Origin of the sequence: Cellulosimicrobium marinum, from assembly GCF_020551945.1 — a bacterium.
GTDB lineage: Bacteria > Actinomycetota > Actinomycetes > Actinomycetales > Cellulomonadaceae > Cellulosimicrobium > Cellulosimicrobium marinum.
Genome location: NZ_JAJBZH010000001.1, coordinates 652921 through 667893 on the forward strand (window position 1 = coordinate 652921; position 14973 = coordinate 667893).

At 77.5% G+C, this 14973-nt stretch carries 14 protein-coding genes; all 14 read left to right on the forward strand.

Translation table 11 applies throughout. The features are described 5' to 3' along the window. Positions 1 to 128: 128 nt before the first annotated feature. The 14 genes from LGQ04_RS02965 to LGQ04_RS03030 all read left to right on the forward strand — a co-directional run bounded on the left by LGQ04_RS02965 (position 129) and on the right by LGQ04_RS03030 (position 14970). Positions 129 to 1928 carry a fatty acyl-AMP ligase gene (locus tag LGQ04_RS02965; protein WP_229242063.1) on the forward strand — a complete coding sequence of 600 codons (1800 nt, stop codon included), beginning with the start codon at positions 129 to 131 and terminating at the stop codon, positions 1926 to 1928. Then, on the forward strand, positions 1925 to 2203 hold the full coding sequence (locus LGQ04_RS02970; RefSeq protein WP_229242064.1) for an acyl carrier protein: 279 nt from the start codon (positions 1925 to 1927) through the stop codon (positions 2201 to 2203). The genes LGQ04_RS02965 and LGQ04_RS02970 overlap by 4 nt, the downstream gene beginning before the upstream one ends. Beyond that, a complete protein-coding gene (locus LGQ04_RS02975; RefSeq protein ID WP_229242066.1) occupies positions 2200 to 3144 on the forward strand; it encodes a 3-oxoacyl-[acyl-carrier-protein] synthase III C-terminal domain-containing protein in 945 nt (314 codons plus the stop codon). Before LGQ04_RS02970 ends, LGQ04_RS02975 begins: the two co-directional genes overlap by 4 nt. Next, positions 3141 to 4565 (forward strand): preATP grasp domain-containing protein, encoded by a 1425-nt coding sequence (locus LGQ04_RS02980; RefSeq protein WP_229242068.1) that lies wholly within the window; start codon positions 3141 to 3143, stop codon positions 4563 to 4565. Before LGQ04_RS02975 ends, LGQ04_RS02980 begins: the two co-directional genes overlap by 4 nt. Beyond that, a complete protein-coding gene (lysA, locus tag LGQ04_RS02985; RefSeq protein WP_229242069.1) occupies positions 4562 to 5890 on the forward strand; it encodes a diaminopimelate decarboxylase in 1329 nt (442 codons plus the stop codon). The genes LGQ04_RS02980 and lysA overlap by 4 nt, the downstream gene beginning before the upstream one ends. 87 nt (positions 5891 to 5977) lie before the next feature. Further along, entirely contained in the window at positions 5978 to 6250 is a 273-nt protein-coding gene (locus LGQ04_RS02990; RefSeq protein ID WP_229242071.1) for an acyl carrier protein, read from the forward strand. Between the two features lie 10 nt (positions 6251 to 6260). Further along, the gene (locus LGQ04_RS02995) at positions 6261 to 7214 is read left to right on the forward strand and encodes a hypothetical protein (protein WP_229242073.1); all 954 of its coding nucleotides are present in this window, start codon (positions 6261 to 6263) and stop codon (positions 7212 to 7214) included. Continuing rightward, positions 7211 to 7930: a hypothetical protein gene (locus LGQ04_RS03000; protein ID WP_229242074.1), complete on the forward strand. Its 720-nt coding sequence runs from the start codon at positions 7211 to 7213 to the stop codon at positions 7928 to 7930. Before LGQ04_RS02995 ends, LGQ04_RS03000 begins: the two co-directional genes overlap by 4 nt. Next, positions 7927 to 9078, forward strand: coding sequence for an acyl-CoA dehydrogenase family protein (locus LGQ04_RS03005; protein ID WP_229242075.1), 1152 nt, complete (start codon positions 7927 to 7929; stop codon positions 9076 to 9078). Before LGQ04_RS03000 ends, LGQ04_RS03005 begins: the two co-directional genes overlap by 4 nt. Beyond that, entirely contained in the window at positions 9062 to 10552 is a 1491-nt protein-coding gene (locus tag LGQ04_RS03010; RefSeq protein ID WP_229242076.1) for an MATE family efflux transporter, read from the forward strand. The genes LGQ04_RS03005 and LGQ04_RS03010 overlap by 17 nt, the downstream gene beginning before the upstream one ends. Continuing rightward, a complete protein-coding gene (locus LGQ04_RS03015; RefSeq protein WP_229242078.1) occupies positions 10549 to 12240 on the forward strand; it encodes a hypothetical protein in 1692 nt (563 codons plus the stop codon). Before LGQ04_RS03010 ends, LGQ04_RS03015 begins: the two co-directional genes overlap by 4 nt. Further along, entirely contained in the window at positions 12237 to 12938 is a 702-nt protein-coding gene (locus LGQ04_RS03020) for an HAD-IA family hydrolase (protein WP_229242080.1), read from the forward strand. The genes LGQ04_RS03015 and LGQ04_RS03020 overlap by 4 nt, the downstream gene beginning before the upstream one ends. Then, complete coding sequence (locus LGQ04_RS03025) at positions 12935 to 13606, forward strand: 4'-phosphopantetheinyl transferase family protein (RefSeq protein WP_229242081.1); 672 nt, start codon at positions 12935 to 12937, stop codon at positions 13604 to 13606. The genes LGQ04_RS03020 and LGQ04_RS03025 overlap by 4 nt, the downstream gene beginning before the upstream one ends. Then, complete coding sequence (locus LGQ04_RS03030) at positions 13603 to 14970, forward strand: condensation domain-containing protein (RefSeq protein ID WP_229242082.1); 1368 nt, start codon at positions 13603 to 13605, stop codon at positions 14968 to 14970. The genes LGQ04_RS03025 and LGQ04_RS03030 overlap by 4 nt, the downstream gene beginning before the upstream one ends. Positions 14971 to 14973 lie beyond the last annotated feature (3 nt).

Genomic DNA, 14973 nt, shown 5'->3' on the forward strand with positions numbered 1-14973 from the left:
TGTTTACACCCCGGCGTCCTCTCCCTAGGCTCCCCGTGTCGGGCGAGAGCCGGGCGTCCTCCGGGCTGCCCGGGATCGCCCCCCGCGGCCGACGCACCGCGCCGACCGACGAGAGCCAGGGGGAACCAGTGGACGCACACGCGCCCGAGCGCGCCGCCACGCTCGTCGACCTCCTGGACGTGCACGTCCGCGACCGTCCCGAGGCCCTCGCCGTCGTCGTCGTGCCCGAGGCGGGGGAGCCGCGCTCCCTCACGGTCGCCGCGCTGCACGACCGGTCGCTCGCCCTCGCCGCCCGCCTCGTCGCGGACCACGCGCCGGGCGACCGCGCGCTGCTCCTGCACACGACGACCCTGTCGTTCGTCGTGGGGCTCGTGGCGTGCCTGCGGGCGGGTCTCGTCCCGGTGCCGAGCCCGCTGCCCGGCGGGCACGCGCACCAGCGTGCGCGGGTGCAGGGCATCGCGTCGGACTGCGACGCCGCGCTCGTCCTCGTCGACGCCGCCGCGGCCCCCGACGTCGTCGCGTGGGCGGGCGGGGTGCGCCGCGCCGACGGGTCGCCCCTCGCCGTGCTCACCCTCGACGACACGACGCCCGACGCCGCGGGCTCGCCGGCGCCGGTCGGTCGCCTTCCCCGTCCCGCGCCCGAGGACGTCGCGTTCCTCCAGTACACGTCGGGGTCGACGAGCGACCCGAAGGGCGTCGTCGTCACGCACGCGAACGTCGTGCACCACCACGGGGCCTTCGTCGAGGGCCTGGCCCTCACGCCCGACGACCGGTTCTGCAGCTGGCTTCCGGCGTACCACGACTTCGGTCTCGTGGGCATGCTGCTCGTCCCGCTCGGGCTCGGCGCGACGACGTACCTGATGTCGCCGTCGTACTTCCTCAAGCGTCCCGCGCGCTGGCTCGCGCTCGTCGACGAGGCGGGCATCACCGTCACGGCGTCCCCGAACTTCGGCTACGAGCACTGCGTGCGGCGCGTGCGCGACGCGCAGGTCGAGGGGCTGGACCTGTCGCGCCTGCGGTGGGCGCTCAACGGCGCGGAGCCGGTCGACGCCGCGACGCTCGACGGCTTCACGCGCCGCTTCGCGCCCGCCGGGTTCCGGGCGGCGTCGCACGGCCCGGGCTACGGGCTCGCGGAGGCGACCCTCACGGTGTCCTACCCGACGGGCGACGACCCGCTCGTCGTGCACGCGGACACCGCCGAGCTCGGTGCGGGCCGCCTCGTGCCCGTCCCTCAGGATCGTGCCGACGGCCGGACGGGCGCGACGCGCCTCGTCGGCTGCGGCGTGCCGCGCGGCGTCCAGGTGCGCCTCGTCGACGAGGACGGCGCGGCGGTTCCCGACGGCCGCGTCGGCGAGGTCTGGCTGCGCGGCGGCGGCGTCGCGGCGGGGTACTGGGGTGCCGCCGCGGCGACCGCCGAGACGTTCGGCGCGGTCGCGGCCGACGGCAGCGGCCCGTGGCTGCGCACCGGTGACCTCGGGGCGCTGCACGACGGCCAGCTCGTCGTCACGGGCCGCATCAAGGAGCTCCTGCTCGTCGCGGGCCGCAACCTGTACCCGTACGACCTGGAGCGCGAGCTGCGCGACCTGCACGCGGGCGCGCAGGGCCGGCCCGGTGCGGTGTTCGAGTCCGCCCCGGGGTCGTTGTGCGCGGTCCAGGAGTTCCGCCCGTCGCCCGTCGCGACCGACGGCGCCGACCCGCTGGACGACGTGGTGCGGGCGATGGCGGCCCACCTCGCGGAGGTGTCGGGCGCGGCCGTGCACGACGTCGTGCTCGTGCGCCCCGGGCAGGTGCCCCGCACGACGAGCGGCAAGGTGCAGCGCGGGCGCGCCCGCGACCTGCTGCGCTCCGGCGACCTCGACGAGATCCACTCGCTGCGCGCGTCCCGGCGGTCGCGCGTCCCCTCCGAGCCAGCAGGGACACCCGCATGACGACCCAGGACCCCACGACCGACGCCCGGTTCCTCGACCTCGTCGTCGGGCTCGTCGCCGCGGCGCTCGGCACCGACCCGGCCGACGTCGACCCGCACGCCGACCTCACCGGGCTCGGCCTGGGCTCGGTCCAGGTGCTGGCCCTGCTGGGCGACGTCGAGGACGAGGCGGGGGTCGACGTCGACCCGGAGGCGGTGGTCGACCACCCGACGCCGGCGGCGCTCGCGGCGCACCTCGCGTCCCTCGTGGACGCGCGGGCGGGGGCGGGCGCATGACGGCGGTCGTGGACGTCGGGGCGTACGTCCCCGCGACGGGCGTGGCGATCCGCGACATCGCGGACGAGCTGGGCATCGACGGCACGGAGCTGCGGGTCTTCGAGCGGTTCTTCGGGCTGCGCGAGGTGTGCACGGCGGTCGGTGAGGACCTCGCGGACATCTACGTGCGCGCGGCGCGGGCGACGCCGGGGCTGGCGGGCAACGAGCACCGGGTGCGGTACGTGCTCGGGGCCCGGACGATCGCGACGGTCGCCCCGGTGGGCGTGAACCCCCTGCACGACGCCGCGGCGCGCCTCGGCCTGGACGACGCGGTCGTGTGGACGCTGACGCAGCACGCGTGCGCGTCGGCGCTCCTCGCGGTCGACCTGGCGGGTCGTCTGCTCGCCGCGGACGGGGACCCGGACGCGCTGGCGCTCGTCCTCACGGGCGAGAAGGCGTTCAGCCCGGGGTCGCGCCTCATCGAGGGCACGACGGTCATGGGGGAGGGCACCGCGGCGTGCCTGGTGTCGGCGCACGCGCCGGGCGACCCGGTCCTCGCGTACGCGACGCGGACCCTCGGCGAGTACCACCAGGTGCCGCTCCCGGAGGATCTCGTCGCGCCGTTCGGCGTCGCGTACACGGAGGTGCTCGCCGAGGTCGTCGAGGAGGCCGTCGCGCAGGCCGGGCTCACGGTCGACGACCTCGCCCTCGTCCTGCCCCACAACGTCAACCGCGTGTCGTGGAAGCGCCTCTGCAAGCGCCTCGACCTGCCCCTGTCGCGCGTGCGCCTCGACGACGTGCCGCGCACGGGGCACTGCTTCGGCGCGGACTCGTTCATCGGGTACGCGGCCGCCCGGTCCGCCGGGATGCTGCGCGACGGCGACCCCTACCTCATGGTGGCCGTCGGCCTGGGTGCCACGTTCTCCGCCATGGTCCTGCGGCACCGCGAGGAGCGAGCATGAGCGTCACCGAGACCACCGCCCCGCCCGGGGGCGCCCACGCGGCGTCGGGCACGGGGCCGTTCCGCGCCCGCGTGAAGCAGGCCCTCGCGGGCTCCGCGGACGCCCCGCTCGTGCTCCTCGGGAACTTCGAGGTGGAGGACGAGTGGGCGCGCGGCGAGGTGGGCCTGCCGAGCGTCGGCGGCGCGTCGGCGACGGCCGCGCTCGTCAACCGCATGGACGAGCTGGCCCTCCTGCTCGCGGGCGCCGGGGACCACGTGGTCCTCAAGGGCGCGCCCGACCCCGACCACCTCGCACACCTCGACGCGCTCGGCGTCGACCTGCCGACCGTGCACGTCGCGGAGGTGAGCGACCCGCTGCGCACCGTCACGCAGGACGCGCTCGCGTCGCCCGCGCTGCTCGGGACGCTCCGCGGCCTCGCGGCCGACGGCGTGCGCCTCCTCGCGCACGGTACGTCGGCGGTCGAGGAGGAGCTCGCCGCCGCGACGGGGCTGCGCTCCCTGCTCCCCGGGGCCGCGACGACGAAGACCGTGAACTCGAAGGTGTACAGCCGCGAGCTGTGCGACGCGCTCGGTGTCGAGCAGGCACGCGGCTGGGCGTGCCGCACCGTGGACGACTTCGTGCGCGCCTGCGAGGAGGCGGCGCGCCTCGTCGCGGACGGTGCGACCGTGGGCGTCAAGGACGCGTACGGCGTCTCCGGCAAGGGCATCCTCGTCGTCGACGACCCCCGCCGCCTCGACCAGCTCGTGCGCATGGTGTCGCGGCGCGCCGCGCGGTCCGGCGACGACCGGCTCGCCGTCGTCGTCGAGGTGTGGGCCGACAAGGCGACCGACCTGAACTACCACTTCACCGTCGCCCCGGACGGGCGGGTCGTGTTCGACTTCGTCAAGGAGGCGATCACCGAGGGCGGCGTGCACAAGGGGCACCGCATCCCCTCGCGCCTCGCGCCGGCGCAGGTCGACGCGCTGGCCGACGTCGCCGCGCGCCTCGGGGAGAGGCTCGCCGCGGACGGGTTCCACGGCCTCGTCGGCGTCGACGCGCTCGTCCGCACGGACGGCGGCGTGCTGCCCGTGCTGGAGATCAACGCGCGCAGCAACATGTCCACCTACACCGTGCCGCTGCAGGAGCGTTTCCTGCCCGACGGGTGGGTCGGCCTCGCCCGCCAGTACCCGCTCGTCCTCGACACGCCGCTGCCGTTCGCGGCCCTCGCGGACCGGCTCGGCGACGTGCTGCCCACGCGTCCCGGCGACGCCGGGCTCGTCGTCCAGGGGACCGGCACGGTCAACGCCGGGGCCGCGCGCGGTGGTGACGGCGGGACGTTCGCCGGACGCCTGCACGGCCTGCTCGTCGCGCCCGACGACGCCGCCCTCGCCCGTCTCGACCGCGCCGTCGCCGCGCGCCTGACCGAAGGAGACCCCCGATGACCGGGACCACGACGCCGGACTTCGCGGCGCTCGCCGAGCGGTTCGGCACGCCCCTGTACGTGTACGACGCGGACGAGCTCACCCGGAACTTCCGGGAGCTGCGCGAGCGCCTGCACCCGGCGATGAGCATCTTCTACTCGCTCAAGGCCAACCCGAACGTCAGCGTGTGCGGGCTCCTGCACACCCTCGGCGCGAACGCCGAGGTGTCGTCGCTCGTCGAGCTGCGCACGGCGCTCGCGGCGGGCGTCGCCCCGCAGGACGTGCTGTTCCTCGGGCCGGGCAAGAGCCGCGGCGAGCTGGAGGCGTGCCTCGAGCTGGGCGTGCGGGCCGTCGTCGTGGAGTCGGTGGGCGAGCTGCGCCTCCTCGACGGGCTCGCGCAGGAAGCGGGCACGACGGCGCGGGTGGTGCTGCGCGTCAACCCGTCGTTCCAGGTCAAGGGCTCGGGCCTGACGATGGGCGGCAAGCCGCGGCAGTTCGGCATCGACGAGCAGCAGATTCTCGACACCCCGGAGGCCTTCCGCGACCTCGCCGCGGTGCGCGTCGTGGGGGTGCAGGCGTACATGGGTACCCGCATCCTCGACGAGTCGACGATCGTGGAGAACACGACCCGGATCTTCGAGCTCGCAGAGCGGCTCGCCGCGCACGTCGGCTTCCCGCTGGAGCTCGTCGACGTGGGCGGGGGGCTGGGCGTCGCGTACTTCGAGCGCGAGCGCGACCTCGACGTCCAGGTGCTCACGGACGCGATCAACCCCGTCGTCGAGGAGTTCGCCGCGCGGCACCCCGGCACGGACCTCGTCATGGAGCTCGGCCGCTACCTCGTCGCGACGTGCGGCAGCTACGTCGCGCGCGTGCGGTACGTCAAGGAGTCCATGGGGGAGCGGTTCGCCGTCGCCGACGGCGGCACGAACCACCACATGGCGGCGGTCGGGATCGGGTCGTTCGTCAAGCGGAACTTCCCCATGCGGATGGTGGGGCGCGACAGCACCGCCGAGGCCGTCGCCTGGAACGTCACCGGGCCGCTGTGCACCCCGAACGACACCATCGGCAAGGCGGTGGCGCTGCCCGCCGACCTCGCCCCCGGCGACCTCGTCGCCGTCGACCGGTCGGGCGCCTACGGCGCGACCGCGTCGCCGGTGCACTTCCTCAGCCACGGCTACCCCGCCGAGGTCCTCGTGACCGACGGCGACGCCTACCTCGTGCGACGCCCCGACACGGTCGAGGACCTGCTGGGCAACCAGGTGTTCCACGACCTGAGCGACCGCGTCGAGCGCGTCGCCCCCGGCGTGCGCGCCGCCGCCGGCGAGCCGGAGCCCGCGCTCACCTGACCGACCTTCGTCCGGTCGTCACCCGACGGCCGGACGGCACCGACCCGGCCACCCGTCGTGGCGGCCACCGAACCGGAGGAGACCACCGTGAGCACCACCGCCGAGCTCAGCCGCGAGCGCGTCGTCGGCGCGGTCGTGGAGGCGCTGTCGAGCGTCCTCGGGCGACCGCTGCCGGACGTCACCGAGTCCACCCGCCTCTTCGACGAGCTCGACCTCGACTCGACGAGCGTCCTGGGCCTGCTCATGGCCCTCGAGGACTCGCTCGACATGGAGGTCGACCCCGAGGCGCTGGAGCAGCACCACCTGGAGAGCGTGGGCGCGCTGACGGACTTCGTCGTCGACCACTCGGCGCAGCGCTGACGTGCGCCTCGTGAGCGCCGACGGCGCGCCGCTGCGGGTCGCGCACGTCGTCGACGTCCCGGTGGACGACCTCGCGCCCGCGGGCGACGGTCCGCGCCAGGCCGTGGCGGAGGACCTGCGCTGGGTGTACGGCACCGACGTCCCGACGGACTGGCTCGCCGACGGGCCGGGCCGCGACTACCCGACGATGATCCGCACGGCGCGCGACGCGCTCGCCGCCCGGGGGGCGCTGGGTGACGTGCGCGTCGTCGTGCTCGCCGTCACGACGCCGGACCTGCAGCACGAACGCCTGCTCGGCGGGTTCGTCAGCGACCTGTTCGCGGACCGGCCGTTCACGTTCAGCGTGACCGAGCAGGGCGTGGCGGGTCCGTTCACGGCGCTGCGCCTCGCGCACGAGCAGCTCGTGATGACCGGCGGGTCGGCGCTCGTGCTGGTCCTGGAGCAGTGCACCCTGCCCGACCCGGGCACGGTGCGCCTCCCCGCGCGCGACCGCGTCGTCGCGCTGGTCGTCGGCCACGGCGTGGCGGGGCGTCCGGTCGAGGAGCTCACGGTGCGTCGCGCGCCCCGGGGGGACGTGGCGGCCGCGGTCGCCCGCGCCACGGCCGAGTACGCCCGGCACCCCGGGGAGCGGACGCCGGACGGCGCGTCCGGCCCGGTCGGCGCGCCCACCGGGCTGCGAGTTCTCGGCGCCGAGGTGGACCCGGCCGACGACGGCGACGACTCCCCGGACGGGGTGGGTCCGACCTCCGTGGTACGGGCCGACCCCGGCGCCGCGACCACGGGCGTGTGGGAGGTGCTCGCCGCCCGCGAGGCGGACGCGCCCGACGTGCCGCTCGTCGTCCACGAACGCTGCCACGGGCTCGGGTACCGGTGCACGCTGCGGCTGGGCCCGCGCGTCGGGCACCCGGACGCGGGCACGCGCACGACCGCCGAGCGGCCTGTCGTCGAGGCGGTGCCCGCATGAGCGCCGTGACCACGACCCCGGCCTCCGCGTCGGCTCCGGCACCGTCGCCGGCACCGTCGCCGACGGCCACCCCGGGGGCGACGGCGCTCGCGGACCTCGTGCGCGTGCGCGACACCGCCCGGACCGCGGGCGCGGCCGAGGCCCTGGCCGCCCTCGCCGCGCTGCTCCCCGTCGCGGCGCTGGCGGGGGAGTGCGTGCTGCTGCCCGAGACCGTCGCCCCGCCCGCGGGTGCGCAGCGCGTCGGGGCGGTCGCGGGGGAGACCGATGACCTCCTCGCCTGGCGCGTCGGCCGCGGCGCCGACGGCACGGCCGCCGACGGCCCGGCCGCCGACGGCCCGGCCGCGGACGCCGCGTGGCGCGTCGGCGTCGCCTGGGTGCGCACGGGGCTGTGCGAGCGGTTCTGCGAGCAGGCCGTCGACCGGCTGCGCGGGCGCACCGTCGGCGGCACCGCGACGGTGAACCTCGCGCCCGTGCGGGTCGTGGTCGCCGACGCCGCGCTCGCGCACCTGGAGGCGCAGACCCTGCTGTCCCGTCCCGGGCCGGTGACGGCGGCGCGGCTCGCGCGCGTCGACGACGTGCTCACGCGCTCGGCGCGCACGGTCCACAACCTGTGGGGCGCCGCCGGGTTCGTCGACGACGCCCCGGCGCGGCTCGCACGCACGATCGACCTGCTCGGGCACGCGAGCGGGAGGCTCCCGCAGGAGGTGCACGCATGACCGACCTGGACGCCCTGCGCGCCGAGCTCGCCCCGGTGACGCGCGCGCTGCGCGACCATGCGCTCGCGATCGACGCCGACCCGGCCGCGCTGGGGGCCCTGCTCGACTCCGGGGCGCTGCCCTACCGCGAGCTCGGCGGGTTCCCTCCCGGGTACGTCGACCCGCTGCGCGTGCGCGGCGCGGCCGTGCACGTGCGCACCTGCGTGGAGCGGGTCGTCGTCGCGGAGACCCTCGCGCGGGGTGACGCGTCGGTGGTCGTGGGCGCGCCCGGCCCGTCGATGTCCGGCATCGTCGTCGACGACCTCGCCGACGACGAGCAGCGCGACCGGTTCTACCGGCGTGTCGCGCAGCCGCGGACCTGGACGTTCTTCGGCCTCACCGAGCCCGCGCGCGGGTCGGACGCCGCGGCGCTCGAGACGCAGGTCGCGACCTCCGACGACGGCGGCAGCGTGCTGCGGGGGCACAAGCGGTACGTGGGCAACGTGGCGCGCGCGAGCCTCGGCGTCGTGTTCGCCCGGCACCGCCCCGGTCCTCTCGGCGTCGGCGTGCACCTCGTCACGACGGACCGGCCGGGTTTCGACGCGCGCCCCCTCGTGACGACGGGGATGCGCGCCGTGCAGCTCGGCGAGGTCGTGCTGGACGACGTCGCGCTGCACCCGGACGACATGCTGGGCCGCCACCTGTCGCCCTCGCGGCGCGGCCTCATCGGCGCGGTCCGCACGTTCAACCGCCTGCGCCCCGTGGTCGCGGCCCTCGGCGTCGGCGTCACGCAGGCCGCGCTCGACTACGTGCGCGCGGAGCGGCGCACCCTGCGCGCGGACGAGCGCGAGCGCCTGGAGACGTACGCCGAGCGCCTGCACGCCGTGCGCGCGCTAGTGCTGCGCGCCGCGGCGGAGGCCGACGTCGACCCGGCGGACGGCACGCTGCCCGCCGCGGCGAAGACGGCCGCGCTCGACCTCGCGGAGGAGGTCACGCACGCCGCGCCGACGTTCCTCGGTCCGGGCAGCCGCTGGGAGCACCCGTACCTCGACAAGCTCGTCCGCGACGTGCCCGGCCTGGAGATGATGGAGGGCACGCGGACCGTGCAGCGCCTCACGCTCGCCCAGGGGTGGCTGCAGGGCAGGGCACGGGATGTCGCGCTCGTCTGAGGAGGCGGCGGTCGCACCGGCGCCCGCCCCCGCGCCCGTGGGTGCGGCCGCCGTGCCCGACGCCGACCCGTCCGTCCGCGTCCTGCGTCGCCGCGTGGTGCGCCTCGCGGGACCGATCTGCGCGGCGCTCGTCGTCGGTGCGCTCGCGCAGCTCGTCGTGGCGGCCCTGCTGGGGCACATGGGCGACGACGCGCTCTACGTGCGGTCCGTGTTCATCCCTGTGTCGTTCCTCGTGCTGGCCGTCCAGGAGGGTCTGGACGTCGCGACGCAGGTCGGGTTCGCGCGCCTGCGCGGAGCGCGCTCGTCCGCGAGGGACGGCCAGGGCCGGGGCGCGACCGGCACGCTGCTGCGGTTCGTGGGCGCCGGGTCCGCGGTGCTCGGCGTGGCGGCGCTCGGTGTCGTGCTGCTCGCGCCGTCGCTCGCGGCGCTGCTCGACGTCCCGGCGCCGCTCGTCGACGACTTCGTGGCGTTCGCGCGCTGGACCGTCGTGGCGTCCGTGCTGTCCGTGCCGACGACGGTCGCCGCCGCGTCGCTGCGCGGCTGGGGTCGTCCGGGGGCGTCGGCGGTCGTGTCATTCCTCGTCGCGGGGGTGCAGGTCGGCGTCGTGGGGGGCGCGGGCCGGGTCGGCGGCCTCGGGGTCATGTCCGTGCCCCTGGGTGTCGCCGCGTCGGCGGTGCTGGGCGGTGCCGTCGCGTGGCTCCTGCTCGCCCGCGCCGGGCTCGCCACGAGGCCGTCGCGCGCGACCGGGCCTGCGGGGACGACCGGGACAGCGGGGACGACCGAGCCTAGGGGGTCGGCCGGGGCAGCGGTCGCGGTGCGACCGCTGCTGCTGGGCATCGGGCTGCCGGTCGGGCTGTCGTACCTGCTCCTCACGGTGACGAACCTCGTCATGGTGTGGGTGCTGGGGCCGTCGGGCCCGGACGTCGTGGCCGGCTACGGCGGTGCCGCGACGGTACAGACGCTCGTCATCGTCCCCGCGATCGGTCTCGCCGCCGCCGTGAGCGTGGTGATGAACCAGCAGTGGGGCGCGGGCGACCTGCGCCTGCTGCCGCGCACTCTGCGGGCGGGGACGGTCGTCGTCGTGCTCGTGTACGTCGCGGTGGGGGTCGTGGTCCTGGGCACCGCGCCGCTGGTCGCGGGCCTGCTGTCCGCGGACGCCGCCGTGGCCGAGCAGGCCGCGCTGTACCTGCGCGTCGTCGGCCCGTCGTACGCGGGCATGGGCGTGGTGCTCTACCTCGTCACGCTCCTCGAACAGCTCGGGCACGGGCGTCTGGCCGTGACCCTGAACGTCGCTTACTACGCCATGTCGCTCGGCGTCGGGGCGGCGCTCGCGCGGTCCGGCGGCGGGCCCGTCGCGCTGTACACGACCGTCGCGGTGGCGAACGCCGTCGGGCTCGCCGTGCTGCTGCCGCTCACCGTCGTGCTCGTGCGCCGCCGGGCGGCGCAGGCACCGGAGGCGGGGGGTGCGTCGTGACGGTCGTGCTGAGCGCCGTCGTCATGCACCACCCGGCGCGGGGGGACGTGTCCGGGCTCGTCGCGGCGTGCGCGCCCCTCGACGTGCGGGTCGTGGAGGACCCGGAGCCCGACGGCCCGCCGAGCCCGCTGCGGACCGCGCGGCGCGCGTGGGCGGCGGTCGCGCCCGGGGCGACCCACCACCTCGTGCTGCAGGACGACGTCACGCCCGTCCCCGGGTTCGCGGCGCTCGTGGAGCGCGCGGTGGCGGCGCGGGACCGGCACGCCGTGGCGCTCTACTCGAACTGGAACAGCCCCCGCAACGCGTACCTGGTGCGCGCCGCCGCGGTCGCCGGGCAGGCGTGGGCCCCGCTCGGGCACGACGAGTGGGTGCCGACCCTCGCGCTCGTCCTCCCCGCGGACGGCGCGCGCGCCCTCGCCGCGTACCTCGACACGCTGCCCGACGACCTGCGCGACGACGACGAGGCCGTCGTCGACTTCTGCGCGCGCGAGGGGTACCCGGTGGTCGCGACGCTGCCGCACGTCGTCGAGCACGGGGACGGCCCGAGCCTCGCCGGGAACGACGCGCACGGCGCCCGCCACGCGACCGTCCCGCCCGTCGGCCCGGTCGACCCCGACGCCTGGGACGCGCCCTCGCCGGGCACGACGCCGTCCCGCACCCCCGCGACCCGACGTCCCGTCGCGGTGACGCTCCAGGGGTCGCGCTGCGCGTTGCGCGTGCTGCGGCCGGCGGTCGGCGAACCGTTGGAGCACCCCTTCGACTGGGAGTGGCGCCGGTGGTCGGGGTGGCTCGGCGCCGACCCCGCCCTCGTCGGTACGGAGGTGCGGCGTCTCGTCGCCATGGCGCCCGCGTCGCTCGCGGCGGTGCCGCCCGCGGCGTGCGCCGAGCTCGCGGCGGCGTGCTGGCTGCTCGGGTACGACGTCGCCCGCACGGCCTGGCCCGCGGCCGTCGCCGCGCAGCCGGGCGCCCAGCGGGAGGCCGCCGTGCGGACGTGGGTGCTGTCCGGGCTGGACCCCGCGGACCGGGGCGACGCGCCCGTGGACGACCTCGTCGCCGTCGGGCTCGTCGCGCTGGCGGCCGGGGAGGCGCGCGGCCGCGCGGCCGGCGCGGGGAGCCCGGCCGGCGACCCCGACGACGCCGACCCGGGGACGGCGGACGCGGACCTGCTCGCCGCGGTGCGGCGCCTGGCCGTCGCGGACGCCGAGACCGTGTGCCGGGCGGCGCCGGGCGAGGCGCCGCGGGTCCTCGCGGTGGTGCACGACTGCGTCGCGTGCGGGGTGCGCGCGGGGGCGGCGCTCGGCGACCTGGCCGCCCGGCACGCGCTCGACGGTGCGGTGGAGCACGTCGTCGCCCCCGACTCCGGCCACCTCGGGGCGCCGGTCCCGGCGGACGGCCGTGCCGTGGTCGAGCTCCTCGCGTGCGAGCGGGTCCCGCCGCGCGCCGTCCTCGGCGTCGACCCGGAGGTCGGGTACGTGACGCGGGCGCTGTGGGCGGCAGGGCGGCCGGACGACGACGTCGCGGACCTCGTGCACGCCCTCGACGCGCTCGGGCAGGGGCCGCGGGTGCTCGCCGTCCCGTCCGACGAGGGCCTCGGCCTGCCGCACGCGCACGACCCCGCGGGGCTCCTCCCGCGGCTCGGCGCCGCCTACGACCGTGCGCGGCTCGCGCGCGCCGAGGAGCTGCTGTGAGCGTGGCGTGGCGGTGGTCGGGGGAGGCGCTGCTCCTCGACCTCGACGGGACCCTCGTGGACTCGGCCGCGGCGATCGAGCGGCACACGCTGCTGTGGGCGCAGCGGCACGGGCTCGACGGCGCCGCCGTGGTCGAGGCGTCGCACGGCCGGCGCGACGTCGAGGTGGTCCGTCTCGTCGCCCCCTGGGCCGACGTCGACCGCGAGGCCGCCTGGCTGCACCGCATCTCGTGCGACGACACCGAGGACGTCGTCGCGGTGCCCGGCGCGGCGGACCTGCTCGCGGCGCTGCCCGCCGACCGGTGGGCGGTCGTCACGTCGGCGGCGCGCGAGGTCGCGCTCGCCCGGCTCGCGGCGGCGGGCCTGCCCGTGCCGCGGGACCTCGTGTGCTCGGAGGACGTGGCGCACGGCAAGCCCGCGCCCGAGGGATACCTGCGTGGCGCGGACCTGCTCGGGGTGGCGTCGGGGCGCTGCCTCGTCGCGGAGGACGCGGCCGCGGGCGTCGCCGCGGGATCCGCCGCGGGGGCGACGGTGCTGTCCGTCGCGCCGCACGTCCTCGCCGGTGCCGCGCACGGGACGGTCGACCTGCGGGGCGTCGTCGCGCACGTCGACGGGGCGGGCGTCACGGTCACCGCGGGCGGCCGCGCCCCGGACGCTCCGACCGGCACCCCCGCGGCCTCGCGGGTCGCGGCCCGGTGACGGGGCACCACGGCGCGACGGTCGACGTCTGGTACGTGCGCACCGGCCCGTCGACGCGTCGCGCCGCGTCGGTGCTCGGCGCCGCGGAGAGGGCCCGCGCGCAGCGCCTCGCCTCGGCCGCCGACGCCGCGCGCTACGTGACCGCGCACGTCGCGGCCCGTGAGGTCCTCGCCGCACGCACCGGCGTCGCGCCGGGGGACGTGGCGTGGGAGGTGGGGCCGCACGGGAAGCCGGGGGCCGTCGTCGGGCAGCGGTGGAACCTCAGCCGCAGCGGCGACCACGCGCTCGTCGCCCTCGCCACCACGGACGTGGGGGTGGACGTGCAGGTGACGGACGCGCGGGTGGACGTCGCCGCGCTCGCCCGGCGCTTCTGGAAGACCGGGGCCGACGGGGACGAGCAGGAGCAGTGGCGGCGGGTGGCCCGCCTGGAGGCGTGCGCGAAGGCCGTCGGGGGGCGGCTCCTCGACGTGCTCGGGCTCGACGTGCGCGACCCCGGGCCCGTGCGCGCCACCGACGGCGCGTGGCGCGGCCAGGAGTGGTGGGTGAGCGACCTGCCCGGACCGGACGGGGCGGTCGCGGCGTGCGCCACCCCGGGCCCGACGCCGCACACCTGGCGAGCGCACACCTGGCCCGCACCGGACGACGCACCCCCGAGGAGGACGGCATGAGGGCGACGCACGACGTCGAGGTGCGCGGCCCCGCAGGGTCGGGGCCCGCGACGTGGGGCCAGACCGCGATCCGGCGCGCCCTCGCGGCGCTCGCGCCCCTCGACCACCAGTTCAACCTCACGTGGGGCGGACCGCTCGACCGGCCCGTGCCCGTCGCGACGGCGCTCCGCGTCGTGCGGGACGTCGTGGAGCGGCACGACGCGCTGCGCACCCGCCTCGTGCCGCGTGGCGACGGCTACGCCCAGGAGCTCACCGCGCACGCGGCCGTGCCCGTCGTGGAGGAGCGGGTCGCGACCGTCGCGGAGGTCCCGGTCGTCGCGGCGCGGCTGCGGCACGAGCTGTGGGGCGCGCCGTTCGCGTACGCGCGCGAGCTGCCGGTGCGGGCCGGTCTGGTGACCGTCGGCGACGCCGTGCACCACGCCGTCGTCGTCGTCGCGCACACCGCGGCGGACGGCTGGGCGCTGCCCGTGCTCGACGCCGACCTCGTCGCCCTCGCGTCCGGCACGCCGCTCCCCGCCCTCGACGGGACGTGGACGCCGCTCGACGAGGCGGCCTGGCAGGCGTCCCCCGCGGGGCGGCGGCACGACGACGCGGCCCGGGCCCGCGTCCTGCGCACCATGCGCGCCGCCCCCGCCGAGACGTTCCCCCCACGCCCCCCGGGCGGCACCCCGACCTCCACCGGTGCACCCACGTCCCCGGGCGTGCCGCCCGCCGCACCCCGTGCCCGGTACCGGCAGACCGTCCTGCGCTCGCGCCGCCTCGGCCCGGCCGCGGACCGGCTCGCCGCACGCTGGCGGGTGAGCCCCGCCGTCGTGCTCCTCGCCGCGTCCTGCCGGGCGCTCGCGGACGCGGCCGGGAGGGACGACGTCGTGCTCCAGGTGATGTCGAGCAACCGCTTCCGGCCCGCGCTCGCGCGGTCGGTCGCGACGGTCGCCATGGAGGGCCTGCTGCACGTCGACGGTCTCGACGCGCCGTTCGAGGACGTGACCGCCCGGGTGTGGCGCGCGGCCATGACGGCGTACCGGTCGGCGTACTACGACAAGGACCGGCTCGTGCACGACGCCGCCTCCGACCTCGACGCCCGGCACGACACGACCTGCTGGTACAACGACCGGCGCGGCACCGGGCCGGACCGCAACCACCACGCCCGCCCGACGGGCAGCCGGCGGCTCGCGCGGGCCGACGCCCCCGACAACCAGGGCGGCATCTCCCTGGCCCTGCACCTCGTCGACGCGCCCGGCGGCGGCGTGGACCTCGTGCTCACCGTCGACACGGCGCGGCTCGACGACGCGATCGCCGAGGCCGTGCTCCGCGCCACCGAGCGGACCGTGCTCGACGCCGGACGGGCGCGGGCCGCCGGGTAGCGG